This is a genomic window from Sporosarcina contaminans, assembly GCF_042679045.1.
In the GTDB taxonomy this organism is placed as follows: Bacteria; Bacillota; Bacilli; order Bacillales_A; family Planococcaceae; genus Sporosarcina; species Sporosarcina contaminans.
The window spans coordinates 1-25,775 of sequence record NZ_JBHTLT010000021.1 but is presented as its reverse complement, the minus strand read 5'-3'; the positions used below and the strand labels follow the sequence as shown (position 1 = coordinate 25,775).

The 25,775-nt window shown below is 41.3% G+C and carries 25 protein-coding genes; 16 read left to right on the top strand and 9 right to left on the bottom strand.

Translation table 11 applies throughout. The features are described from left to right. Nucleotides 1–21 precede the first annotated feature (21 nt). The 4 genes from ACFQ38_RS04820 to ACFQ38_RS04805 form a co-directional block, all read right to left on the bottom strand. Nucleotides 22–1,929, bottom strand: a complete 1,908-nt coding sequence (locus tag ACFQ38_RS04820) for a heavy metal translocating P-type ATPase (protein WP_336822302.1) — start codon at nt 1,927–1,929, stop codon at nt 22–24. 239 nt (nt 1,930–2,168) lie between these two features. Beyond that, on the bottom strand, nt 2,169–3,707 hold the full coding sequence (locus tag ACFQ38_RS04815) for a fumarate hydratase (protein WP_336822303.1): 1,539 nt from the start codon (nt 3,705–3,707) through the stop codon (nt 2,169–2,171). Nucleotides 3,708–3,727: 20 nt separating this feature from the next. Then, entirely contained in the window at nt 3,728–3,895 is a 168-nt protein-coding gene (locus ACFQ38_RS04810; RefSeq protein ID WP_381479914.1) for an SE1561 family protein, read from the bottom strand. Nucleotides 3,896–4,222: 327 nt separating this feature from the next. Then, nucleotides 4,223–4,609, bottom strand: a complete 387-nt coding sequence (locus ACFQ38_RS04805) for an OsmC family protein (RefSeq protein WP_336822305.1) — start codon at nt 4,607–4,609, stop codon at nt 4,223–4,225. A gap of 79 nt (nt 4,610–4,688) precedes the next feature. Here ACFQ38_RS04805 and ACFQ38_RS04800 point away from each other — a divergent pair, with 79 nt between their 5' ends. After that, nucleotides 4,689–5,852 (top strand): MFS transporter, encoded by a 1,164-nt coding sequence (locus ACFQ38_RS04800; RefSeq protein WP_381479917.1) that lies wholly within the window; start codon nt 4,689–4,691, stop codon nt 5,850–5,852. Between the two features lie 197 nt (nt 5,853–6,049). On the opposite strand, the gene ACFQ38_RS04795 is transcribed toward ACFQ38_RS04800, so the two are convergent. Further along, on the bottom strand, nt 6,050–6,853 hold the full coding sequence (locus ACFQ38_RS04795; protein WP_381479912.1) for a polysaccharide deacetylase family protein: 804 nt from the start codon (nt 6,851–6,853) through the stop codon (nt 6,050–6,052). A 160-nt stretch (nt 6,854–7,013) separates the two neighbouring features. On the opposite strand from ACFQ38_RS04795, the gene recX reads away from it, so the two are divergent. Both recX and ACFQ38_RS04785 read left to right on the top strand, forming a co-directional pair. Then, complete coding sequence (gene recX / locus ACFQ38_RS04790; RefSeq protein WP_381479911.1) at nt 7,014–7,826, top strand: recombination regulator RecX; 813 nt, start codon at nt 7,014–7,016, stop codon at nt 7,824–7,826. Further along, nucleotides 7,816–8,148 carry a YfhH family protein gene (locus ACFQ38_RS04785; protein WP_336822308.1) on the top strand — a complete coding sequence of 111 codons (333 nt, stop codon included), beginning with the start codon at nt 7,816–7,818 and terminating at the stop codon, nt 8,146–8,148. Before recX ends, ACFQ38_RS04785 begins: the two co-directional genes overlap by 11 nt. Nucleotides 8,149–8,380: 232 nt before the next feature. Here ACFQ38_RS04785 and ACFQ38_RS04780 read toward each other — a convergent pair whose 3' ends face one another. After that, on the bottom strand, nt 8,381–9,364 hold the full coding sequence (locus ACFQ38_RS04780) for a metal-dependent hydrolase (RefSeq protein ID WP_336822309.1): 984 nt from the start codon (nt 9,362–9,364) through the stop codon (nt 8,381–8,383). Between the two features lie 117 nt (nt 9,365–9,481). Between ACFQ38_RS04780 and mutY the strand changes: the two genes are divergently transcribed. The 9 genes from mutY (at nt 9,482) to nikC (ending at nt 19,073) form a co-directional block, all read left to right on the top strand. Next, nucleotides 9,482–10,531: an A/G-specific adenine glycosylase gene (gene mutY / locus ACFQ38_RS04775; RefSeq protein WP_336822310.1), complete on the top strand. Its 1,050-nt coding sequence runs from the start codon at nt 9,482–9,484 to the stop codon at nt 10,529–10,531. Nucleotides 10,532–10,599: 68 nt separating this feature from the next. Continuing rightward, complete coding sequence (locus ACFQ38_RS04770) at nt 10,600–10,803, top strand: gamma-type small acid-soluble spore protein (RefSeq protein WP_336822311.1); 204 nt, start codon at nt 10,600–10,602, stop codon at nt 10,801–10,803. Between the two features lie 163 nt (nt 10,804–10,966). Beyond that, nucleotides 10,967–11,503, top strand: a complete 537-nt coding sequence (gene ntdP / locus ACFQ38_RS04765; protein WP_336822312.1) for a nucleoside tri-diphosphate phosphatase — start codon at nt 10,967–10,969, stop codon at nt 11,501–11,503. Between the two features lie 101 nt (nt 11,504–11,604). Next, nucleotides 11,605–13,323, top strand: coding sequence for an ABC transporter ATP-binding protein (locus tag ACFQ38_RS04760; protein ID WP_336822329.1), 1,719 nt, complete (start codon nt 11,605–11,607; stop codon nt 13,321–13,323). Between the two features lie 121 nt (nt 13,324–13,444). Next, on the top strand, nt 13,445–14,464 hold the full coding sequence (locus ACFQ38_RS04755) for an ABC transporter ATP-binding protein (protein WP_336822313.1): 1,020 nt from the start codon (nt 13,445–13,447) through the stop codon (nt 14,462–14,464). Beyond that, entirely contained in the window at nt 14,436–15,449 is a 1,014-nt protein-coding gene (locus ACFQ38_RS04750; RefSeq protein WP_336822314.1) for an ABC transporter ATP-binding protein, read from the top strand. Before ACFQ38_RS04755 ends, ACFQ38_RS04750 begins: the two co-directional genes overlap by 29 nt. Then, nucleotides 15,446–17,032 (top strand): ABC transporter substrate-binding protein, encoded by a 1,587-nt coding sequence (locus tag ACFQ38_RS04745; RefSeq protein WP_336822315.1) that lies wholly within the window; start codon nt 15,446–15,448, stop codon nt 17,030–17,032. The genes ACFQ38_RS04750 and ACFQ38_RS04745 overlap by 4 nt, the downstream gene beginning before the upstream one ends. Nucleotides 17,033–17,154: 122 nt before the next feature. Continuing rightward, nucleotides 17,155–18,159: an ABC transporter permease gene (locus ACFQ38_RS04740; protein WP_336822316.1), complete on the top strand. Its 1,005-nt coding sequence runs from the start codon at nt 17,155–17,157 to the stop codon at nt 18,157–18,159. Between the two features lie 17 nt (nt 18,160–18,176). Further along, complete coding sequence (nikC, locus tag ACFQ38_RS04735; RefSeq protein WP_336822317.1) at nt 18,177–19,073, top strand: nickel transporter permease; 897 nt, start codon at nt 18,177–18,179, stop codon at nt 19,071–19,073. A 45-nt stretch (nt 19,074–19,118) separates the two neighbouring features. Here the strand turns inward: nikC and ACFQ38_RS04730 are convergent, their stop codons facing one another. Together ACFQ38_RS04730 and ACFQ38_RS04725 are read right to left on the bottom strand one after the other, a co-directional pair. Then, nucleotides 19,119–20,201 (bottom strand): FUSC family protein, encoded by a 1,083-nt coding sequence (locus tag ACFQ38_RS04730; RefSeq protein WP_381479910.1) that lies wholly within the window; start codon nt 20,199–20,201, stop codon nt 19,119–19,121. Nucleotides 20,202–20,270: 69 nt separating this feature from the next. Then, nucleotides 20,271–21,569, bottom strand: a complete 1,299-nt coding sequence (locus tag ACFQ38_RS04725) for a glutamate-1-semialdehyde 2,1-aminomutase (RefSeq protein WP_336822319.1) — start codon at nt 21,567–21,569, stop codon at nt 20,271–20,273. A gap of 127 nt (nt 21,570–21,696) precedes the next feature. Between ACFQ38_RS04725 and bcp the strand changes: the two genes are divergently transcribed. The 3 genes from bcp (at nt 21,697) to perR (ending at nt 23,712) form a co-directional block, all read left to right on the top strand. After that, nucleotides 21,697–22,173, top strand: a complete 477-nt coding sequence (gene bcp / locus ACFQ38_RS04720) for a thioredoxin-dependent thiol peroxidase (RefSeq protein WP_336822320.1) — start codon at nt 21,697–21,699, stop codon at nt 22,171–22,173. 16 nt (nt 22,174–22,189) lie between these two features. Beyond that, nucleotides 22,190–23,134: a D-2-hydroxyacid dehydrogenase gene (locus tag ACFQ38_RS04715; protein ID WP_381479909.1), complete on the top strand. Its 945-nt coding sequence runs from the start codon at nt 22,190–22,192 to the stop codon at nt 23,132–23,134. Nucleotides 23,135–23,268: 134 nt separating this feature from the next. Further along, a complete protein-coding gene (gene perR / locus ACFQ38_RS04710; protein WP_336822322.1) occupies nt 23,269–23,712 on the top strand; it encodes a peroxide-responsive transcriptional repressor PerR in 444 nt (147 codons plus the stop codon). 31 nt (nt 23,713–23,743) lie between these two features. Here the strand turns inward: perR and ACFQ38_RS04705 are convergent, their stop codons facing one another. Next, a complete protein-coding gene (locus tag ACFQ38_RS04705; protein ID WP_336825703.1) occupies nt 23,744–24,106 on the bottom strand; it encodes a YgzB family protein in 363 nt (120 codons plus the stop codon). A gap of 161 nt (nt 24,107–24,267) precedes the next feature. On the opposite strand from ACFQ38_RS04705, the gene ACFQ38_RS04700 reads away from it, so the two are divergent. Continuing rightward, nucleotides 24,268–25,146 (top strand): nucleotidyltransferase-like protein, encoded by an 879-nt coding sequence (locus ACFQ38_RS04700; protein ID WP_336825701.1) that lies wholly within the window; start codon nt 24,268–24,270, stop codon nt 25,144–25,146. Nucleotides 25,147–25,775: the final 629 nt, after the last annotated feature.

Here is a 25,775-nt window from a genome sequence, read left to right as displayed (position 1 = left end):
ATTACTAATTCCCATACAATCTCAATCGATTTTATTTAACATCCTTAAGCCGTTTAAAATGACGAGTATTGTGCTTCCTTCATGGCCAATTACTCCGAATGGCAAATCAACTGCTTGTAGGAAGTTTAAAATGATTAAAAGTACAATCACTGATATTGAGAAGATCATGTTTTGTTTTACGATTCTCTGCATTTTTCTTGATACTTTGATAGCATAGGAAATTTTCGTTAAATCATTTTGCATAAGCACAACGTCAGCAGTTTCAAGGGCTACATCCGTCCCTTTTCCCATTGCGATGCCCGAAGTCGCCGTTGCTAAAGCGGGTGCGTCATTTATGCCATCCCCGACCATTCCAACCGCATCTTTTTCGTTCATTAACTTCTTCAATTGATTCACTTTCATTTCAGGGAGACATTCCGCAACATACCGATCCATTCCTGCTTCCCCTGCAATGACATTCGCAGTTTTTTCATTATCGCCCGTCAGCATGATGGATTGGATTCCTAATTTTCGCAAGTCCATTATAGCGCGAGCCGCTTCCGGTCGCAGGCTGTCTTTCAAGGCAATTAATGAGTGAATGCCTTTATCATCTTTCATGAATACGACTGTTTTCCCATCCAATACGAGTTCTCCTGCAATGCCGTCTGCAAAATGATCAACCAATTCCTTGCCTACGAATTTCGGGCTGCCTATATAGATGACGCCTTTTTCTGTTGTTGCACGAATTCCATGGCCAGGTATATCTTCAATTAAAGGAATTTCTGACGATATGACATTTTTGCTTTTTGCAAAATCTACAATTGAAACCGCAAGTGGATGGTTGGACTGGCTTTCAATTGCAGTCCACATAGCCAATGCTTCATTTTCATCCACGCCTTCTCGAACAAGAAAATCTGTCACGACTGGTTGACCTGTCGTTAAAGTACCTGTTTTGTCAAAAGCGATAGCTTTTAATGTAGCCAAATGTTCGAGATGAACGCCACCTTTAAATAGAATGCCGTTTTTCGCACCATTTGAAACGGCTGATAGAGTTGCCGGCATAATAGATGCAACGAGAGCACATGGAGAGGCGACGACTAATAACACGATTGCACGATAAAAAGTAGTAGTCCAATCCCAGCCCAAAAGGAAGTGAGGGAGAAACATCATAGCAAGTACTGTAAAAATTACAACTTTCACGTAAGTTCCTTCAAATTTTTCGATAAATTGTTGGGAAGGGGACTTTTCACTTTGTGCAGTTTGAACGAGAGCGATAATTTTTTGGAACAGCGTTTCTGAAATAGGCTTTGTCATTTTCATACGAATGGCGCCGGTCAAGTTGACTGTACCAGCATACAACTCATCGTTAATATGTTTTTCAGCAGGAATTGACTCTCCATTAATGGCTGACATGTCTACGGAAGTAGAGCCATGAATAATTACGCCATCAGCGGGAATCCTTTCGCCGGGTTTTACTAAAAGCTCGGCTCCGACCTTTAATGAAGAAGTGGCAACTCGAATTGTGGAACCGTCAGCTTGGATGACAAATGCTTCTTCAGGCTGTAGTTCCATAAGTGCAGATATTTCTTTATGGCTTTTATTGAGCGTATACGTTTCTAAAGCACCGCTAATTGCGAATATAAAAATAAGAATAGCTCCTTCCGCCCAGTAGCCAATAATGGCGGAGCCAATTGCAGCGAAAATCATAAGCATTTCAACGTTCAATCTTCTATCTTTTATCGTTTCTTCGATTCCTTCTTTCGCTTTAGCGAATCCACCGATTAGGAAAGCAGTGATATATAGAAAAATGGATATTGCTTCAATTCCATCTCTTCCTAACCACCAGGCAACTGCGATCAGTATTCCTGACAAAAGGGCAGCGATCAATTCATAATGCTCTTGAAGAGAAAACTTTTTAGATGGTGAGAATTCTTTCGAAAAAGTTGTCATTTATATCCCTCCTAAATGATAATGAATCTCAAAATCAATAAGATTACAATTCCTCATCGAATTAAATTATGTTGATAAGACACATTTTGTTCTCCTTTACAATATTAATTACTAAGTAATAATTATTATTGTTTGTATTATAGCATCCAAAATGAAAAGGTGTTACTAAAAAACACTTAGAATAGAAAAAACCTTGGATAATTGTTATCCAAGGGTAGTTTTCTTGATAAGCTATGAACTTAGTTAAATACTTTTTCTTTGAATTGAGACAGTTTTTCCAGAGAGGATTTATCAACATCTGCATGAAGGCTATTGCCGTGCGAGTCCATTGTTACGACTGCGGTGAAATCTTCAACCCGTAAATGCCACATAGCTTCGGGAATGCCGAATTGAAGCAAATCGACACCTTCAACAGCTTTTATGCAATCTGCATAATATTGGGCTGCACCACCGATTGCGTTTAAATAAACGCCACCATGTTCTTGTAATGCTTCAAGCGTTTTCGGTCCCATTCCGCCTTTTCCGATGACAGCGCGAATGCCAAACTTTTTCATAATATCGCCTTGATAAGGCTCTTCGCGAATGGATGTTGTCGGTCCTGCAGCTTTAATTTCATAGCTGCCGTCTTCATTTTTCAATACGACGGGTCCACAATGATAAATGATGTGGCCATCAAGATCGACAGGGGCATCGTTTTCGGTCAAATATTTATGGATCGCATCACGGCCAGTATACATGCGACCGCTAATTTTCACGACATCTCCGACCTTTAATTCACGAATTTGCTCCTCTGTTATTGGGGCTTGCAATTCAACTGTACGAGAAGTTTGGACGGCTGTTCCCTTTTCTTCTGACTGTTCAAAGGATAATTTATCGCCATCATTATAATGCCATCTTATCACTTCTCCTGTATTTGAATCGATGTCTATTGCCATCCGGCGGTAAGCCCAGCAATTGTATGCAACGGAAACATAGAAGCTTGCAGGGATACGGTGCATGACTCCAATTTTACAGCCTAATAGAGTTGCTTCTCCGCCGAACCCCATTGTGCCAATCCCTAATTTGTTTGCATTTTCCATAATGTAGCTTTCTAATTTTGCGAGATCGGCATTCGGGTTTACGTCATCAACTTCCCGGAACAATTGCTCTTTCGCAAGATCGTATCCCGAAGAACGGTCGCCTCCTATACCTACCCCGATGAACCCAGCAGAGCAACCTTGTCCTTGCGCTTGGTAAACTGCATGCAGTATGCATTTGCGAATCCCATCTAAGTCTCGGCCTGCGCGTCCTAACCCTTCAAGCTCTGTAGGCAAGCTGTATTGAATGTTTTTATTTTCGCAACCGCCGCCTTTTAGAATTAGTTTAACTTCGATATGGTTTTCTTCCCACTGATCAAATTTTACAACGGGCAATCCTATTCCTAAATTATCGCCACTGTTTTCCCCGGTAAGGGAGTCAACTGAATTCGGTCGTAGCTTGCCGTCTTTCGTCGCTTGGGCAATTGCACGTTTAATTGCGGCTTTAATTTCAAGCTGATTTACTCCGACAGGCGTTTTAATTTTGAAGGTGGGCAAACCTGTATCTTGGCAAATAGGAGACAGTTTATCATCTGCCATATTAATATTTTTTGCGATCGTATCAAGGCTCATTGCTGCACGAGTGCCTGCGTCCTCTTGCTCACGTGCCGCTTTAACTGCGCGGCGGACATCTTTCGGCAGGTTTGTGGAAGTTTCGCAAATGAGATCGTACATGCTTTTCTCAAGTTGTTCTATGTACATTTTATTTCCCCCTACAAGAATCATCTTTCTTCTTTTAAATTGTTCATTTGATTTTCCAGTTCATCGATCAATTCGATGAGCTGATCAATTTCTTGCAAATCTGCTGTTTCTGGTTCGATCGATTCCAATCTTTCAAGGAATTGATGCAAACGAATTTTTAAATCTTCTACTTGTTGTCTTTTCTCCAAGACGCACACCTCTTTTCATCATTGTAATCGTATAGTATAAAGTGCATTATTTCAATGTCTTCCATACCTTTACAATTTAAATGAATATTCCATGAAACAAAATATTTGCAATTGATAAATATCATGCTATAATGACAATAACCTATTCGCAAAGGAGGCCGTAGAGTAGTGACGAATCACATCCTGAAATGAAGGAGGGGATCCGTGAACGTTTAACGGCGAACGCCGAAAGACGCCTACGACTTATATGCAAATGGAAAGTGAAAGTTCATTTTATACGTAAAGGGCCCAGCCATTCTCTTAAGACAGATATGGACTGGGCCTTTTTTAATTTTGTAATTCATATGTTTTTACGATTTCGATCGAACCTGCTACCGATTGTACCATTGAACAGTTATTGCTCGTCAACTCCATCACTTTATCCATGACCGTCTCTTTTGCTTGGATGCCGTCGATCAGAAAATGAAGATGAATCTTTTCAACCCGATCTGCGATTTCAGGATTCCGTTTCACTTCTCTTACTTCAATTGAAATATGTTTTGCAGGCATCCTTTTTTTGTCCAATATTTTCCTCAGTACGCCACCGCTACATACAGCGATAGAAGACACGAGTAGTTGATATGGCCTGAAGCCATATGCTTCATCGGAGGATACTTCCAACTTGCCAAACGAAGTGCTCGTTACAAAACCGTTTTCAGTCATTTCGAAAATCATTCGTTAATCGCCTCCTTATGCTACTATATATATTGAATTTTAGCAGAAAATCTGAGGTGTTTGTGTGAACAAGGTTAATATGAATGAACGGAAGCGTTTTTGGATACTCGTTATCATTGTTTCGATTTCAGGGTTTTCACAGGGAATGTTATTGCCGCTCATCTCAGCCATCTTCGAAAAAGATGGCGTGTCGAGTGCGTTGAACGGCTTAAATGCGACTGGATTATACATAGGAACGCTTCTGATTTCACCTTTCATGGAAGCTCCACTGCGGAAGTATGGTTATAAGCCGGTTATTATTACAGGAGGCATTTTAGTATTTTCTTCATTATTGCTTTTCCCTTTATGGAAACATGTGCTTTTTTGGTTTATCCTTCGATTGCTCATAGGCATAGGAGACCATGCATTGCATTTTTCAACACAAACATGGATTACGAGCACTTCGCCACAACATCGTTTAGGTCGCAACATTGCCATTTACGGCCTGTCCTTTAGTTTAGGGTTTGCAGTCGGTCCATTATTTACTCCACTTATCAAAATATTTATGGGATTGCCTTTTATTATTTCGGGTCTGCTATGCATGTCTGCATGGCTCTTAGTTTTTTTATTGAAAAATGAATTTCCGGATCTTCCGCAAAGTACGAAAACCGATGGCAATTTCATGAAGCGTGCCAAAGTGACGATTGCCATTTCTTGGGTCGCATTTTTAGGTCCGTTCGGATACGGCTTTTTGGAGTCTTCTTTAAATGCAATGTACCCTGTTTATGCATTGCGAAGCGGCATCGATTTAACAGCAGTCTCCTTTATCTTAGCGACTTTCTCTATTGGAGGTATCGTTTCGCAGCTGCCATTAGGTATGTTGTCTGACAAAATTGGTAGGCGTTCGGTGATTCTTATAGCATTCGCGGGGGGAGCAGCAGGATTTGGCATGGCTGGTTTCGTAGGCAATGCAGTGTCGCTTATTATAGCAACCGTGTTTGTCGCTGGGTTATTTGTAGGGTCCGTATTCTCTCTTGGTATATCCTATATGTCGGATTTGACACCAAAAGAGTTATTGCCGACCGGAAATCTTCTATGCGGCATTTTCTTCAGCATCGGCAGCTTGACTGGTCCTTTGGCGGGTGGATTGTTTTTGGAGTACATGGAAGGAGTCAGCTTTTTATTAATTATTGCAGTCATTTTCTCTGTGCTGTTCATTGTCGCTTTAGTAGGCGGGAGAAGGAAAGCTGTTCAAATACCTTAAAAGAAATGATGTTTTGAAACAGGCATAAGATCAGTTATGGGCGGTTAAATTCCTATTTCGCATTAAGTTGTTTATGAGTGACAATGGAGAGTCATGTGTTGGGTTGAGTATTTCATAAAAATTATGCGCCAATCTTTTTTTTCCGTTCTTTCAAAATCAGTCCCGGCAAATGAAACTGCCGGGGCTGCTTAATTCATTCATCTTAAAACCGGACTAACATTTTCGTATTCAAGGACTAAATCATCTAAAGAACGGAATTCGTAGCCTAATTTCTTTGCATCTCTAATGAAATCAGGAAGTGCTTCTGCGTTATCCGGGGAAACAGTATGCATAAGAATAAGCGCTCCTGGGTGCAACTGATCCATTAACTCGTTATATGCATACGCTTTACCCCTCGGTTTGTCTGCATGCCAATCGATGAAAGCGATGGACCAAAACATATGACGGTAGCCTAATTCATTTCCTTTTGCCAATAGCCTTTCATTGAAAATGCCTTCCGGAGGCCGGGCATACGTAGTTCTTTCTACGCCGGCAGTTGCTTTGAGCAGCTCATCAAACTTCTTCCACTCTTCTTCCATTTTCTCTTCAGATAAGTTCGCCATATTCGGATGGCCGTAGGAATGGTTGCCAATTATATGGCCATCTTCCACCATACGTTTCACTAAAGGTGCAGCGCTTTTTAAGTAATGGCCTGTAAGAAAGAATGTGGCCGGCGCTTCTTCTTTTTTCAATGTATTTAAGATGCTCTCAGTGTAGCCATTTTCATATCCGTTATCAAAGGTTAAATAGACAACTTTTTCATTAGGGCTTCCTTTGTAGATTGCCCCATACTTGTTTAGTAAGTCATCCAAAGCAGCTCCTGCGTTTGGCGGTACACCGTCTGTCGCTTTCTTGAATCCCCAATGGAATTCTTCTGCTTTGGCCGTGAATGGATTAAATAAAATTCCAACTACGATTATGAAAGCTGCCATTAATATACCAGGGCCATGTTCTTCAACCATTGTCGCACAACTCCCTTTTTAAACAAAGGATGACCTTCAATAGGAAAAATATACACGCTTCAAGTACCGTTCTTTTTTCGTCTGGAAATAAACGAAGCCGACAAGCTGACCAGCTCATAGAGAACATGTATACTATATAGAAAGGCAAGGAGGCGGTACAATGGCGGTCATAACGAAAATTACCCGGCAAAAACGAGATCAAGAGCGATATAATATTTTTCTTGACGAACAATATGCGTTTAGTGTCCATGAATCCGTTTTAGTGAAATATGGCCTAACGAAAGGAATGCCGATGGATGAATGGGCGTTAGGCGAAATTACATATGAAGACCAAATTGAAAAAGCATTTAATCGCGCCCTCCATTACTTGTCTTTTCGAATGAGGAGCGAGCACGAAGTAAAAAAGAAGCTATCTGAGCTTGAGTATGGGGAAGCGGTGATTTTGGAAGCACTCGCAAAGCTTCGTAGATTGGGTTTTTTAAATGACGAAGCGTTTACAGAGGCATTGGTGCAAACACATAAAAATACGAGCTATAAAGGACCACAAGCGATACGGCAAGAGCTTCGCAAAAAGGGCGTGGAGAAGGAGCTACAGGAAAAGGTCCTTGAAAATTATTCTGAAGATGAGCAGTTTGCAAATGCAAAGAAGTTAGCTGAAAAGTCAGCCGCTTCAAATCGAAATTCAACACCTTCCCAGACGAAGCAAAAGATACAAAACGCTTTATCACGTAAAGGCTTTTCATTCGACTTGATTCAACAAGTATTAGAAACAATTGACATCGACAGAAATGAGGATGAGTGGGAAGCAATTACAGACTCTGTCGGTGAAAAAGCTTGGCGGCGCTATCAAACTAAGCATAGCGGCTATGAGCTCCACAACCGTGTTAAGCAAACGATGTATCAAAAGGGGATACCGATTGATCGAATAGAACAATTCATTGAAAAAAAGGAGAACGAAACAGATGACGAATGAGAAGAAATATAGTGAGATGAATGAACATGAATTACGATCGGAAATCGGAAGACTAATGGAGAAAGCCCGAAAAGCTGAACAGTTAGGCATTATAAACGAGTATGCGGTTTATCAAAGGAAGGCGGTTATGGCCCAGTCATACTTGATTGACCCAGCGACAATTAAAAAAGGTGAAATTTATAAAATTGATGGTGATGAAGGCGTCTTTTTCAAGGTTGATTATTTGAAAGGCCGTTTTGCATGGGGATACCGTCTGGGCGGAGAACGTTCTGAAGAGGCATTGCCGATTGCGATGCTAAAGCCTGTAAAGGAAGGGAAATAAAACTGTAGACAAAGTATCTGTTCACTTTGTCTACAGTCTTTTAAAGGTTTGTAGTCAGTTTGCCTAGCTTGTCTTGAGGACGCTTGTCACATGGTAGGTCGTATAGGTGCGCGACTTCCAAAGTGTCTTAATTTCCACAAGGCGCAGAAATATGGCAAATCGAACCCTTCTTAGTACAATTCGCAGCGTTTGTCAACAAGCTGAGAGCTTGATAAGCAAGCTCTCTCTTCACTTATGAATTCGGTATAAATTTCAATTTTTTTCGCAATTTAGCTTCTGAGAAAATCCATCCAGTATAGGAATTAACGACTTTCAGATTTTGATCGATATGGGCGACCGCCACAAAAGGATAATATTCTTTGCTGCGATAGCGAAGGTCTATGAGACGCACTTCATATAAGTCGTCAATATACGAGACAGACCAACGATAAATTGGCGAAAAAGATACAAACGCTTGGATGTTTGGATCTTCCATCGCCGCATCAATATATGGCGATTCCGGCATAGGCTCTCTGTCGAATCGATCGTAAATCGTCACTGAGCGTCCATAGGCACGTCCAACGTAATGGCATGATGCATCTGAAGCGGCGACTCGCCATTGAAAGAAATGCATCGTTGGTGCAATGAAGATGCTTTCCGCATTTGGCACTGTGTGGCGGACGGCATTTTTCACCGCTGCCTTTACCGCGAAGCGCAACAAGTAATAAACAAAAAGGACCCCATATAAAATCAAAAATGTAAGAATCGGGTCTGCTCCGAATAGCCAAAATGCAATGGCAACGATATGCAGTGAAAAGATGATCGGGTCAAACGTATTAATGACCCCTAAGGCGACCCAATGGTTCGAGAAGGGCCGAAGTGCTTGAGTGCCATAGGAGTTGAAAATATCAACAAAAACATGGAGAAAAACCGCAAGGAATGTCCATGCCCAAACGTGGAAAAATGCTGCGCTTGGAAAAATAAATGACAACAACACAGCAATAGCCAAAGGCCAAAGTAAAATGGCGGGGATCGAATGTGTAATTCCCCGATGATTGCTTATATAGACAGCGTTATTTCGTAACTTTAAGACTGTATCAATATCGGGAATTAAAGATCCTGATACTAAACCGATAAATACGGCAGTCATTGTGACCGAATCTGAGGAAACGACAGGATCTGCAAGTGATAGGCCGCAAAGTGCGGTTCCCATAACAATATGTGTTCCTGTATCCAATAGATCACTCCTCTAATGTGGTGTACTCATGACGTAAGGTGCTAAAACTATTGTATGCAATAAGTATATACCCTTTTTGCCGAGAACGAAAAGCAAATGCAATTTTTGGAGGCTTTCATGCGATTATTTAAACAGAAAGAAGAATTTAGGAAAGTATTGATATCATGGTATTTACGGGAAAAGAGAGATTTGCCGTGGCGCCGCACTTCCGATCCGTATCATATTTGGGTCTCTGAGGTGATGCTGCAACAAACACGTGTAGAAACTGTCATTTCTTATTTTGAGCGTTTTATTGACAAATATCCGACAGTGTTCGACTTAGCTACAGCAAATGAAGAAGAACTGCTAAAAGTATGGGAAGGTTTAGGCTATTATTCGAGAGTTCGCAATTTGCAAAGTGGGGTCAAAGAGGTGGCAGCAAATTACGGAGGCATTGTGCCCTCGACGAGAGGTGAGATCTCAAAACTGAAAGGTGTCGGTCCATATACCGCAGGTGCTGTTCTGAGCATCGCATATAATATTCCTGAACATGCTGTTGATGGAAATGTCATGCGTGTCTTATCGAGAATTTTATTAATAGAAGATGATATTGCACAGCCGAAAAACCGGAAGATATTCGAAGAAGTCGTAATGGAATTGATCGACAAGGAAGATCCGTCATCATTTAATCAAGGTATGATGGAATTGGGCGCGTTAATTTGTACACCGAAACCGAAATGTTTGCTTTGCCCAGTCCAACAATTTTGCGGTGCATTTCATGAAGGCAAGCAAGAAGAATTGCCTGTGAAATTAAAAAAAGTGAAGAAAAAAATTGTTCCAGTTTTTTCTTTTGCTTTGCAAAATGAAAAAGGGGAATGGCTGCTTATGAAACGTCCCGAGACTGGGTTGCTGGCAAATATGTGGGAATTCCCGATGATTGAAATGGAAAAGAACATTTCAGCAGAACAAGCACTATACGAAAAATTCGGCGTGAAAATAAAGCATCTTAGCCCTGAAATCCGTTTTAAACATATCTTTTCACATTTGACGTGGGAAATACAAAGTTTTCACGGAATTATTAACGAGTTACCTTTAAAGCAATTTCAATTCTTTTCAGAAGAGGAAGTAGAAGCATTGCCAATGCCAGTGCCTGTATTAAAAATTTGGACTGAATTGAAAAGTAGGTAATGTCGAAAATTCCCAATGGATAATACCTTCTTTTTTGCACACCATATTGTTCACGGAGGTGAAAATCCATGACAAACAAAAATCGCAACAACTACAACAACAAAGCCCCGCAAGCTTCGTTCACAGACCCAAACCAAGTGAAAAAGCAAAACAGGGGTGAAGAGTTTGGATCTGAAACTGATGTGAACGAAGTTCGCAAACAAAACCAGCAATCAGAAATGAACAAACAAAACAATTCTGGAGCTGGCGGTTTCGGAAATCAAACAAAGTAATGGATCTTCATCACCTACCGGCAGCTTAAGCTGCCGGTTTTCCTTATGAAATGAATGTTCTAAAACCATCTTTACATTTTAAGGGTAATCGTTTCAATTTTATATGTCCAATTGGTATAATGTACGAATATTAAGGTTTCGAATTTAAAGGTGGTTTTTTTCCGTGACAATACCAAGAGAAGGGGAAACGATACAAGTACATAGCTACAAACATGACGGCCATATCCATCGCGTATGGCAGGAAACAACAGTTTTAAAAGGTACTAGGAATATAGTAATCGGTGCGAATGAACGAACTCTTGTAACAGAGGCGGATGGTCGCACATGGCTTACAAGGGAGCCATCCATTTGTTATTTTCATGCCGAACATTGGTTCAACATCATATGTATGCTTCGTGAAGACGGGGTCTACTATTACGTGAATATGAGCTCGCCATTCGTTTTCGACAATCAAGCGTTAAAATATATCGATTATGATTTAGATGTAAAGGTCTTTCCAGATATGAGCTATATGATTTTAGATGAAGATGAATATGCAGATCATAAACGTAAAATGAATTATCCAGACGTAATTGATCAAATCTTAAAACGGAATCTTGAAAAATTGCTCACTTGGATTAAACAGCGAAGAGGGCCATTTGCTCCTGATTTTATCGAAGTTTGGACAAATCGCTACAAGTTTTATAAGCAAATGAAATAAGCAGTTTCCGAATAGCCGCCTGTGACCATCGCAGTTGGCTTTTTCAATTTTATGGATTGATAGGAGGACAACAACTATTGGGTGACAGTATAAAGCGTTATATGAAGTTTGTGAAACCGTATAATTGGCTAATTATTTTGACGGTGTTAATCGGAGTAATTAAGTTCGCTATTCCGCTTTTTATTCCGTATTTGATTAAAATTGTGATCGATAATATTATCGGCTCCGATCTCTCTGCACAGGAAAAGACGAATCAGTTATTCATTTGGCTTGGGGGCACCGTGCTGCTGTTTTTCATCATCCGGCCACCAGTCGAATATTATCGGCAATATTTTGCGCAATATGTGAGCAATAAAATTTTATATGATATACGCGAAAATTTATATGCTCATTTACAACGGCTTAGCTTAAAGTATTATTCCAATACACGTGCCGGAGAAGTCATATCACGTGTCATCAATGATGTTGAACAGACGAAGAACTTCGTCATGATCGGCTTGATGAATGTATGGCTTGACCTAACAACGATTATTATTGCTGTCATTATTATGTTAACGATGGACGTTCCTTTGACGATCGTCACATTGCTGGCCTTTCCGTTTTATGCATATAGCGTGAAACATTTCTTTGGAAAGCTTCGGGAATTGACCCGTAAACGTTCTCAAGCTTTAGCAGATGTGCAAAGCTATTTGCATGAGCGTGTCTCGGGTATTAGCGTCATTAAAAGCTTCGCATTGGAAGAGAAAGAGGAAAAGCGCTTTAAGGAGACGAATGGAAATTTTTTAGAGAAGGCGCTGGATCATACGAAGTGGAATGCGAAGGCGTTTGCGGTCGTCAATACAATTACAGACATTGCTCCATTGCTTGTCATAGGCTATGCGGGTTATCAGGTTATCCATGGACATTTATCGGTCGGAACAATGGTCGCTTTTATCGCGTATATTGACCGCCTCTATAATCCACTCCGACGGTTGGTGAATGCTTCTACTTCATTGACACAATCTTTTGCATCGATGGACAGGGTTTTTGATCTTATGGAGGAGCCTTATGATATTACGGATCGACCAAGCGCTTCTTCGATGCCAAGGATTGAAGGGGAAATTGAGTTTGACAATGTGAGTTTCTCCTATGATGAGGACGATCAAAAAGTATTAAAGGCGATCGATTTTACAGTGAATCCTGGAGAAACCGTTGCGCTTGTTGGTATGAGCGGCGGCGGGAAATCAACGATCGTTAGCCTGATCCCAAGATTTTATGATGTTACGGATGGAGCGATACGAATAGATGGCCATGATTTGCGCGATGTCCAAGTGAAAACGTTGCGCGAACAAATCGGCATCGTCTTGCAGGATAATATTCTTTTCAGCGATTCGGTAAAAAGCAATATTTTAATGGGGAATCCTGATGCGACTGAAGATGAGATGATCGCTGCAGCTAAAGCAGCGAATGCACATGATTTTATACAATCATTGCCCGACGGTTATGAAACGACTGTTGGAGAGCGAGGCGTAAAATTATCAGGAGGGCAAAAGCAACGAATTGCCATAGCTCGTGTATTCTTGAAGAATCCACCGCTGCTTATTTTGGATGAAGCGACATCGGCGTTGGATTTGGAAAGCGAAGCGTTGATTCAAGAATCTTTAGAACGGTTGGCTCATGATCGGACAACGATCATTGTCGCCCATCGTTTATCGACGATTACTCATGCCGATAAAATATTTGTTATTGAGCACGGTGAATTGCAGGAAACGGGAACCCATGAACAGTTAATGGAGAAGAAAGGTGTATATTATAACCTTTTCCAAGTTCAAGGATTTTAATAGAATAATTACCAAACTATCGGAAATGCTTCCGATAGTTTTTTTATTATTGCGTTTTAAAGAATTGAAAGTATAATAGGTATTATCTACTGTTTCAGAAAATAATAAAAAAGGTGATCTGATGATAGGAAAACGTGTTCTTGAAGTAAAAGATTTGCAGACTACCTTTTTTACGGATGATGGAGAGGTGCCTGCAGTAGACCATGTAGACTTCCATCTTGAAGAAGGAGAAATATTGGGCATTGTAGGGGAGTCGGGATGTGGAAAGAGTGTGACATCGCTTTCCATAATGGGGCTTGTACCGAACCCTCCCGGAAAAATTGTCGGCGGGGAAATTTTATATGATGAGAAAAACCTCGTTCATCTATCTGAAAAGCAGATGCGGCAAATAAGAGGAAATGATATTGCGATGATTTTCCAAGAGCCGATGACGTCCTTAAACCCACTTTTTACAATTGGCAATCAAATGATCGAGGCCATCTTGCTCCATGAAAAAGGATGGTCGAAGAAGCAAGCAGCTGATCGGGCTGTCGAAATGTTGAAATTGGTTGGTTTGCCTCGTGCTGATGAATTATTGAAAGAGTATCCCCATCAATTGTCTGGTGGGATGAGGCAACGTGTCATGATCGCAATGGCGTTAGTGTGCAATCCAAAAATTTTGATTGCCGACGAACCAACTACAGCGCTCGATGTGACGATTCAAGCCCAAATTCTAAAATTAATGAAGGAATTGAATGATCGATTTGGAACAGCGATATTGATGATTACGCATGACTTAGGAGTCGTCGCAGAGACATGCAAGCGAGTCATTGTTATGTATGCGGGACAGGTAATTGAAGAAGCTCCTACGAAGGAAATCTTTGATAATCCCCAGCATCCATATACTAAGGGGCTCATCCAATCGGTGCCTGATATGAGAGAAAAGAAAGATCGTCTTTACTCCATACCGGGCAATGTTCCGAAACCGGGTTCGATCAGAAGCGGTTGCAGGTTTGCGGCGCGTTGTGAATTTGCTTTCGACCGATGTAAGAAAGAGGATCCTGAACTGTATCAAACTGCAGATGTTCATCAGACCCGATGTTTCTTATACGACGAAGAAAGGGTGAAAGAAGATGAGCACAAAGCCGTTGTTGAAAGTTGAAAATTTAAAAAAGCATTTTCCTGTTAAAAAAGGTTTATTCGGGAAAACGGTTGGCTATGTCAAGGCGGTCGATGATGTTTCATTTTACGTAAATGAAGGGGAAACGCTTGGCATCGTAGGGGAAAGTGGATGCGGTAAATCTACGACTGGCAGAGTTCTGATGAGGCTGCTTGAACCTACCGAAGGGGAAGTGGAATTCGATGGTAAAAGTTTAACATCCTTGTCCTCTGAAGAAATGAGGAAAACGAGACGGGATATTCAAATGGTTTTCCAAGACCCTTATGCGTCCTTGAATCCGCGCCATACAATCGGAAAGATATTGGAAGAACCGCTCATCGTCCATGGCGTGAAAGACCAAAAGGAACGAAAAAGAAAAGTGCGCGAGTTTTTAGAGATTGTTGGCTTGAGCGAGTTCCACGCGAAACGGTATCCACATCAATTCAGTGGAGGGCAAAGACAGCGCATCGGCATTGCCAGAGCGTTGATGACAAATCCGAAATTGATCATTGCGGATGAGCCGGTTTCCGCGTTAGATGTTTCGATTCAAGCACAAGTATTGAATCTGATGCAAGATTTGCAGAAGGAGTTCAATTTGACGTACATTTTCATCGCCCATGATTTAGGGGTAGTGCGTCATATTAGTGATCGGGTGGGCGTCATGTATTTGGGCAAGATGGTTGAAATTGCGGATAGCGAGCAATTGTATGACAAACCTTTGCACCCATATACACAGGCGCTGCTTTCTGCCGTGCCTGTACCTGATCCAGACTATCAAAAAGAGCAAATACCGATCGAGGGGGATATACCGAATCCAGCCAATCCTCCAACAGGCTGCACTTTCCATACGCGCTGTCCATTCAAAATGGATATTTGCACGAAAGTGGTGCCGAAACTAGTCGATCATTCAAAAGGTCATTCTGTCGCCTGTCATTTATATACGGAGCAGGTCGACGATGATATAAAACAATTGGAGGGGTCAATATGAAAAAAAGGGGAATGTGGACGATTGCGTTCATGTTGCTTCTAAGCTTATCTGCGATTTTAGCCGCATGCGGCAGTGAAGGCAGTAGCGGGGAAGGCAAAAGCGATACGTTAGTCTTTGGACGTGGGGGAGATTCCACTTCACTCGACCCGTCTAGGGTTACTGAAGGAGAAACATTTAAAGTAACAGTGAACATATTTGAAACGTTATTGAATTTTGGAGAGGAAGACACGACGGTTCAGCCAGGGCTTGCGGAAGAATGGAACACGGAAGACGGTTTGACGTACACGTTCAAATTGCGTGAAGGCGTCAAGTTCCACGATGGTACGGATTTCAATGCGGAAGCTGTCGTTAAAAACTTCGAACGCTGGGCGAATGGCGATGCTGAAAAGTTCCCTTACTACAACTCGATGTTCGGAGGGTTTAAAGGGGATGAAGGGCATGTTATCGAATCGGTGACTGCAGATGGAGATTATACGGTCGTTATTAAATTGAAGCGCCCGCAAGCTCCTTTCCTGAAAAATATTGCGATGAGCATGTTTGCAATTGCAAGCCCGACAGCATTTGAAAAGGGCGATGATCAATTTGAGCGGAACCCTGTCGGAACAGGTCCATTCAAATTTGTAGAGTGGAAAGCGAACGATACGATTACAATTGAGAAATTCGATGATTATTGGCAAGAAGGATTGCCGAAATTGAATAAAGTCATCTTTAAGTCAATCCCAGACAACTCGGCGCGTCTCAATGCTTTGATTGCGGGAGATATCGACCTTGCTGATGGCATTAACCCAGCGGATGGTGAAAAGATTGAAGCAGACGATAAGCTGCAATTGATCGAACGCCCGTCCATGAACGTTGGTTACTTAGGGCTTACTGTAACCCGTCCGCCATTCGATAAAAAGGAAGTCCGCCAAGCGATTAACTATGCAATTGATAAAGAAGCGATTATCGAGTCATTCTTCGAAGGGCGTGCGGACATCGCGAAAAACCCGATGCCTTCATCAATCTCAGGGTATAACGATGAAATTGAAGGATATGAGTACAATCCTGAAAAAGCGAAAGAATTGCTTGCAGAAGCGGGCTTCCCGGATGGATTTGAGATGGAGTTATGGGCAATGCCTGTTCCACGTCCATACATGCCAGACGGTGCAAAAGTTGCAGAAGTGATCCAAAGCAACCTTGCCGATATCGGGGTAAAAGCAAATATCGTTTCCTATGAGTGGGCTACTTACCTTGATAAGGCGAGCAAAGGTGAAGCGGATGCCTTCATGTTAGGTTGGACTGGGGACAACGGAGATGCCGATAACTTCTTGTACGTCTTATTGGATGAAGACAATATCGGCAGCAACAACTATACGTACTTCAAAAACGATGAAATGCATGATTTGTTCATCGCGGCTCAATCGGAAGTAGATGAAGACAAACGGATTGAAATGTATAAAAAAGCGCAGGAAATCATCCATGAAGAAGCGCCATGGGTTCCGATCGCACACTCTACGCCTTTATTAGCGGCGACAAAAAATCTGACGGGCTTTAAACCACATCCAACGGGATCGGATTTATTGTCAAAGGTAGAATTTGAATAACGATTGATCGTTTCACTTTTCACCTATCAATAATATGAAGGGGGGAGGTCTTCTGATTCCCCCCTTTTATTGATTTTCGGAATTCGTATTTTTTATTAGTACAGATTGGGCGAGGTGAGAAAATGCTGAATTATATTGGAAGAAGATTGCTTCAGCTTGTTCCTGTACTATTGGGAATGGCTTTTATTGTATTTATGATGATTCGGGCGATTCCCGGAAACCCAGCTCAAGTTATATTAGGACAGCAAGCGACTGCAGAAGCGGTAGCTGCAATGAATGCGAAATTAGGATTAGATAAACCATGGTACATACAATTCTTTCTCTATTTAGGAGGAATTTTTAAGGGTGATTTAGGAGAGTCGATGCGCACAAGAATGCCTGTCGCAGATGAAATATGGCCACATCTTGCCGCAACGATTGAACTTGCATTATTTGCAATTATTATTGCAGTAGTTATTGGTATAAATGCTGGTATTATTTCTGCTTGGTTCCAAAACTCCTGGTTTGATTATATTGCAATGATTTTGGCGTTAGTCGGTGTTTCTATGCCGATTTTCTGGTTAGGATTGTTAGGGCAATGGGCATTTGCGATTGAGTTTCAATGGCTACCGACAAACGGCCGCGATCCGGTGAGGGATCCCGTTCAGGCAATCACCCATCTGTATTTAATCGATACGTTAATACAAGGAAGGTTCGATCAGTTTTTGCAAGTGATCAGGCATCTTTTGTTGCCGGGGATCGCATTGGCTACGATACCGATGGCAATTATTGCACGAATGACGAGGTCGAGCATGTTAGAAGTTATGCGCTCCGATTATATTCGCACTGCTCGTGCGAAAGGACAAAAAATGTTTTGGGTTGTTTACAAGCATGCGTTTAAAAATGCTGTTATCCCTGTCCTTACAGTAATCGGCTTGCAAATGGGCATGTTGTTAGGCGGTGCAATATTAACTGAAACAATTTTTGCATGGCCAGGAATCGGAAGGTATATATACGAAGCGATCAATTTCAGAGACTACCCTGTCATTCAATCAGGTATTTTAGTAGTTGCATTTATATTCGTCATGATTAACCTCATCGTCGATTTACTTTATGGATTTATTGATAAGAGGATCAAATATGACTGAGAGGGGAGGGGACGGATATGTCTGAGTTTACACCAAAAGTGGATGGAATCGCAGAAGTAGAAATTGAAAAGACAGCTGGTCCTTGGCGGGAAGCGTGGCGAAGTTTCAGCAAGAATAAAGTAGCCGTCGTCGGTGCAATCATCGTCCTTTTCTTCATCCTGTTAGCAGTCTTTGCACCTCTAATTGCTAAAGAAGGTCTTAACGATCAGTTGCAATCGGATCGTTTGCTTCCTCCTTCAGCGCAATATTGGTTAGGGACGGATGACTTTGGAAGGGATATTCTTTCGAGAATCATCTATGGGGCACGTATTTCCTTGTCAGTCGGATTTTTCTCCGTCATCGCGTCAGTTATTGTTGGAAGTATATTAGGAATTATCGCTGGCTATTACGGACGCTGGGTCGATATGATCATCTCACGAATTTTTGATATTATGTTGGCCTTTCCTTCAATATTGTTAGCGATTGCAATCGTTTCTGTGTTGGGGCCAGGACTTGAGAACGCGCTCATTGCAATTGCGATCATTAACGTGCCGAACTTTGGAAGGTTAATTCGTTCAAAAGTGTTGAGCATAAAAGAGGATGAATATATTACAGCTGCCAAAGCAATTGGTATGAAAGATGCACGGATTTTATTTTCGCATATATTGCCGAACTCTATGGCTCCGGTAATTGTGCAGGGAACACTTGCTGTTGCAACTGCAATCCTTGAAGCGGCAGCATTAGGATTTTTAGGTCTTGGTGCGCAAGCCCCTGCCCCAGAGTGGGGGAAAATGTTGGCGGATTCGAAGTCTTATCTTCAATCAGCTCCATGGACGATGATTTTTCCGGGTCTCGCTATTATGTTGACCGTCTTAGGATTTAACTTGATGGGGGATGGACTGCGGGATGCATTAGATCCAAAAATGAAAAATTAAAAAGAAACCTCGAAGCTTATGCATTTCTTTAGCTTCGAGGTTTTATTAATAAATTTCGTCCTGCAACTCATCACTCACTTGATAGCCATGCCTTCTTTGGTTAGAAATGATTAAGCGGTCAAGATGCTCTAATTGTTCTTCATAATTCAAAATTGCCGATAGAACATGCAATAAATGGTATGCAGAAAATTCCTCTTCTTCCTTCGTTAAGGCGATTTCTTTGACGAAAATCTCCATCACTTCTTGTCGTTGGATGAATTCGTCTGCTGTCGTATCGCCCATCTTTTCCGCCTTTAATTTACCGACGAACTTCAAATGGATTTGTTCATGATACGTCAACAGGACATCTAAACGTTCTTGGATCATCATTCTGAAATGTTCCGGCAAATTGATTAGTTCGTTTTCAAACTTATGAAGTCGATTCAATACTTCATAGCTGCTCTCGGAAGTGGCAATCAATTGCCTGTAGACAACTAACTTTCTCGCTTTTGCCAAAGTATTCTTTTTGAAATAACTTCGCTCTTCCTTAAATAAAAGATAGAGCTGATCGATATGTGTTAGCCGTTCTTTTAGCTTGTCGAGCGACTTTTTAGTAGCGACATGTTCGGAAGCCTGTCTGCCGGCTAAGCGTATCCATCGAATGATCTCATCTTGTGTTTGATGAATCGCTTGGAACAATTTTGTTTCATATTTCGGCGGCATGAAAAGTAAATTGACGACAAATGATGCAACAACACCGATGACGATCGTTACGAAGCGAAGAGATGCGAAGGACAGAAACGCGTCTCCTTTTATTTCCATGATCGCAATCATTGTGACAAGGGCTAATGATATTGACTTCTCAAGCCCTAATTTTAACATGATTAAAATAATGATCATTGCAGCCAACCCAACAACGACCAATTGGTGTCCAAACAATAAAACAAATAGGATGGCCGTTATGGCCCCGATCAAATTTCCTTGGATTTGTTCAATGATCGTTAAATAGGACCGGTAAATAGAAGGCTGAATCGCAAAAATCGCTGCAATACCGGCAAATACTGGATTTGGCAAGTTCAGCAACTGTGCAATGAACAGGGCGAATACAATTGCAATACCCGTTTTAAAGATGCGGGCACCAAGTTTCATAGGATTATCCTTTCTTAAATAAATGATGATTTGTAAGGACTTCTTGCGTGATCAATAAAGTTTACAATTTCAGAGTAAAGCTTGCAGCTTGCTGAATGAATTTTCGACTGCTTTCAATGTTTGTTTCACATCTTCCTCAGTATGGGCAATTGTTAAGAACCAAGCTTCGTATTTGGATGGCGCAAGGTTAATACCGTTTTCAAGCATTAGCTTAAAGAATTTACCAAAAATCTCTCCGTCGGTTTTCTCGGCTTGCTCATAGTTTTCCACTACTTCATCTGTGAAAAATAAAGTAAGCGCTCCACCGAGACGGTTAATCGTCATCGTAATACCATATTGTTCTGCAAGACGGGAAATGCCATCTTCTAACATGGCGCCTAAACGATCCATCTCTTCATAAATGCCCGGTTGCTGCAATACTTCCAAACAGGCAATTCCAGATAACATGGACGCCGGATTGCCTGCCATTGTTCCCGCTTGGTACGCGGGGCCTAAAGGTGCGACAGTTTCCATAATCTCTTTTTTACCGCCGTATGCACCGATCGGCAAGCCGCCACCAATAATTTTGCCGAATGCAGTTAGGTCAGGTGAAGTTCCTAATAGTGTTTGAGCAGCTCCGTAGTGGAAACGGAACGCAGTAATTACTTCATCGTAAATAATGAGTGCACCTTTTTCTTTCGCAAGACGATGAACCAATTCTAAAAAGCCTTCTTTCGGTTCAACAATTCCGAAGTTCCCTACAATCGGTTCCACTAAGATACAAGCAAGCTCATCTCCCCATTTTTCCATTGCCTGTTTGTACGTTTCCAAGTCGTTGAATGGAATCGTAATGACTTCTTCTGCAATGGAAGCTGGAACACCTGCAGAATCCGGCGTTCCTAATGTTGCTGGGCCAGAGCCGGCAGCTACTAAAACAAGATCCGAATGGCCGTGATAGCAACCTGCGAATTTCATGATCTTTGTACGGCCAGTATAAGCGCGAGCAACCCGAATCGTTGTCATGACTGCTTCTGTCCCCGAGTTGACAAATCTCACTTTATCTAATGAAGGGATCGCTTCTTTAATCATTTTTGCAAATTTCACTTCATGGGGTGTCGGTGTTCCGTAAAGAACGCCAGTTTGTGCAGCTTTCGTTATCGCTTCTGTTATATGTGGGTGAGCATGACCAGTAATGATCGGGCCATATGCTCCTAAATAATCGATATATTTATTTCCATCCACGTCCCAAAAATATGCGCCTTCCGCACGTTCCATGACTGTAGGCGCACCACCGCCGACAGCTTTATATCCTCTTGAAGGGCTGTTTACTCCGCCTACTATATGTTCGCATGCTTCTGCATAAATTTGTTCTGACTTTGTTCTATTCATGTAAATTCCTCCGATCAAATCGTTACATTCTCTATTTTAAACAAAATATGTGCAATACGCCAAAGAAATTGAAAGTAGGGCTCCTCTTCGGTACGATGGAAAAAAGAAAACATGGGAGGAATTAAGCATGGAACAACTTCAAGGAATGAAAGCGCCGCAATTTTCTTTGCCAAATGAAAATGGGGAAATCGTCTCTTTAACGGATTTTGAAGGAAAAAAATACGTTGTCCTTTATTTTTACCCGAAAGATTTAACGCCTGGCTGTACGACACAAGCATGTGATTTTAGAGATTCACATGAGGATTTCTCAGATTTGAACGCAGTTATTTTAGGCGTCAGTCCAGATAGTGAAGAGTCTCATAGGAAGTTCATTGAAAAGAAAGGACTGCCATTCTCCTTATTAATAGATGAAAATAAAGAAGTGGCAGAGCGCTATGGCGTATGGAAAATGAAAAAGATGTTCGGTAAAGAATATATGGGCATTGAGCGTTCTACATTTTTAATTGACCCAACGGGGACGGTTGTTAAAGAGTGGAGAAAAGTAAAGGTGAACGGTCATATAGAGGAAGTGTTGAACACGTTGCGCCAATTGACAAACTCATGATGAAGCGGGTGGACAAATGGATATTTTATTCACATTTAAAATAAAAGACGAGCAGATAGCGCAATTGAGATCGGATTTTCCGTCGATCCAGTTTTCGTTCACAAAGGATATACGAGAAACGAACATAGAAAAATACGAAGTAATCGTCACATATGGGGAAGATATTGATAACGCTATCTTGGAACGTGCAAAATCATTGAAATGGGTAATGGTCGCATCCGCTGGGGTGGATCAAATGCCGCTTTTGGAAATGGCTGATCGCGGCATTGTTGTGACGAATGTAAGCGGCATACACAAAACTCCGATGGCGGAATCGGTCTTAGCCCATATACTGTCATTATGCCGAGGATTATTGGCTTTGTATAAGCAGCAAGAACGGAAAGATTGGAATACACGAATCCGACTTAAGGAATTGCGAGGTTCTACGGCATTGATCTTAGGACCAGGTGCAATCGGTTCAGAAATCGGAAGGTTACTGCAAGCATTCGGGGTGAAAACGATCGGTTGCAATCGTTCGGGAAGACAAGCCGAATTTATAGATGAAATGATTGTGTTTGATGCACTATTGGAACGGCTTCCTCATGCTGATTACGTCATTTCAGTTTTGCCGAGCACGAAAGAAACGAAAGGTTTATGGACAGAGGAACATTTTAAAGCGATGAAAGAGACAGCTGTTTTCATGAACTTCGGCAGAGGCGATCTTGTTAGTGAAGAAATAATTGTTTCAGCATTGCAAGAAAATTTGATAGCACATGCGGTATTGGATGTTTTTGAGAATGAACCGCTCCCGGAAAGCAGTTTACTTTGGGATTTGCCTAATGTAACTGTTTCACCGCATATTTCAAGTCATTCAGGAAAATATATAGAGAGATCTCTTGAGATTTTTACTTATAACTTGAGGAAATGGATTGCGGGTGAGAAAGACATGAAGAATGGCATCGATGCTGAAAAAGGATATTAAGTATTTGTGGAATGGTAGCGAAAAGTATTTGAGAAGCTTGAAAACAGTACTTATGTTGACAAATCAGCATCTTTCTTAGTAAACTGATTATAATCATTATAAAGAGATAATCTTTACGGATTGGAGTGTTGGCGATGTCTGAAGTAGCATTGAAAGACGCGCTGGTCACATTGAAGGAAAGTGGTGTGCGAATAACACCACAAAGACATGCCATATTAGAATTCATTATTTCTTCCGAAACGCATCCTACTGCTGATGAAATATATAAGGCGCTTGAATCTGACTTTCCAAATATGAGTGTAGCGACTGTTTACAATAATCTTCGTGTCTTCCGGAATGCGGGGCTTGTCAAGGAACTTACCTATGGCGATGCGTCGAGCCGTTTCGATTTTGTGACACATGATCATTACCATATCATTTGCAATGAATGTGGCAAGATTGTTGATTTTCATCATCCGGGGCTTGAAGAAGTCGAGCATTTGGCTTCCCATGTGACTGGGTTTGAAGTTACTTCCCATCGTTTGGAAGTATACGGCATATGTCCGGAATGTACGGCGCAATCTGCAAAGGCAAAATAAACGGGCCCCTGTAAATGACAGGGTCCCGTTTTTACTTTTTGTTTTCTTTTTTCTTAGGTCGATTGTAAGCTTCATCGAACTCTTTTCCTTCCAACGAAGGATCTAATGTTAAAGGTTCACGGCAATGCCCACACATATCAACTCTACCTAACATTTTTGTTTGCTTGCCACAACTTGGACAGATGATCTGTATTGCTTTTGTCGATAGCAAACCGATCCAAGCATAGACGACTGTGCTTCCCACTATTGCAAGAACACCTAAAACCATAAAGGCAAGCATTATGAATTGATTACTTCGGAAGAAAATGCCGATATACATAATGACTACTCCGATGAATATAAGGGATAATGCAAATGTGCGGATCCTGTTTATTTTATTTTTGTAAGGTTTCATTGAAAATCCTCCTTAGAGTGGTACATAATCGAACTTTCCTATCTATACGATCTGTTCCTCAACCAATATAGCACAAAATGTATCGACATCCTATTTTAGAAGTTTCCTGTGAAGGATTTTTCAAATCGGCTGTCGAAAAGATAGATTTAGGAGGTGTTGTTATGGAACAAATACTTAGACCGATTTACCAAGAGCGTGCGAGTTCTCCAGAAACATTAGGGGTCATCTTAGTTGAAAAGCGGGATGATGGAGATCCGATAACAGATACATTTGATGAAATCCTTTTGATTATCACTTCAAATGACGAGGTGCCTATATATACGAAACACTATACAGACGGTGAAGGCAAAGCCGCAATGCATGTAATTAATGAAAAACAACTAAGGAAGTGGCTGCTTTTAGGCACGAGAAGAAAAGTTGTTGACTGGCTATTTTACGGAAAAATCTTTTTCGATAGAAATGAATTCGTGGAAGGTTTGAAAAATGAACTGAAGGAATACCCGTTTTATGGTAGGAAAATTAAAATGGGGATCGAGCTTGCAAGATTGGTTAGAGCTTATATGGAAGGAAAGAATTTTTTCGAACAGAAAAATTATATGGACGCATATCACCATGCAATTCAGTCCCTTCATTATCTGGCCAGATTAACAGTCATTGAAAAAGGTTTTTCTCCAGAAGTAACTGTATGGGCACAAGTGAAAAGAATTGATCCAGCGATATACAAACTATATGAAGAATTGATTATGAGTGAAGAACCGTTAGAAAAGAAACTGAAACTATTGTTTTTAGCAAGCGAGTTTTTTATCCATAATCGGACAGCGGATGGAGCGCAGCATATTTTAGAAGTAATGGAAACGAAGGAACATTGGACAATACAAGAACTGCATGAGCATGAAGAATTACGAATGTACTCAATTGATTTAGAAAACCTAGTCGAATTTTTGATTGAAAAGGGCTTTATCCAAATTGTGCAAAGTGAATCGAAAAATGAACTGGTGTTCCATCGAGATTACAAAGTGAAGCAAAGACCTCACACTTGAACTTCAGGTTGAGGTCTTTATAACCTTGCAGTATAAGCATTTTCTATACAAAAGGTGAAAAAACATAAGTTTTTTTAAAAAAGTATGTTGACTCTTTAAATACCCTCATGCTATTATAATAATCGTCGCTTGGACAGCTAATGAAAAGCGCGTCGCAAACAAGCGAAAAAGAAATTAAAAAAGTCCTTGACTCCTAATAGAGTCGATGATAAATTAGAGAAGTCGCTTCTGAAACGAAGTCGNGTCAACAAATAAAGTCTCAAAGCCGACCCCGTCGGCGGAAGAGACAAAACGAATCTTCGGATTCAAAATTGACATCTTAACAAGATGCCAGCAAGAAACTCGAGCTATTCGAATTTCTCATAAGTGCTTCTTTCTATTATAGAAAGTTGTAGAGGTTGGCGAGACGTAGTGCAGTGGTAGGAAGCGAAGAAGAGAGGAAGGGAGCGTGCTTTGGCACGTGACCGACCGAACGACTGAAGCTGACGCCCCAATGTGCTGCGTATCGCAAGCCGGCTGGTGGTCGAGGTGTAGTGCAGTGGTAGGAGATGAAGGAGAGAAGGAAGGAGCGTGCTTCAGCACGTGACTGACTGATCGAGTGAAATCGACACCCCAATGCGCTGCGCATC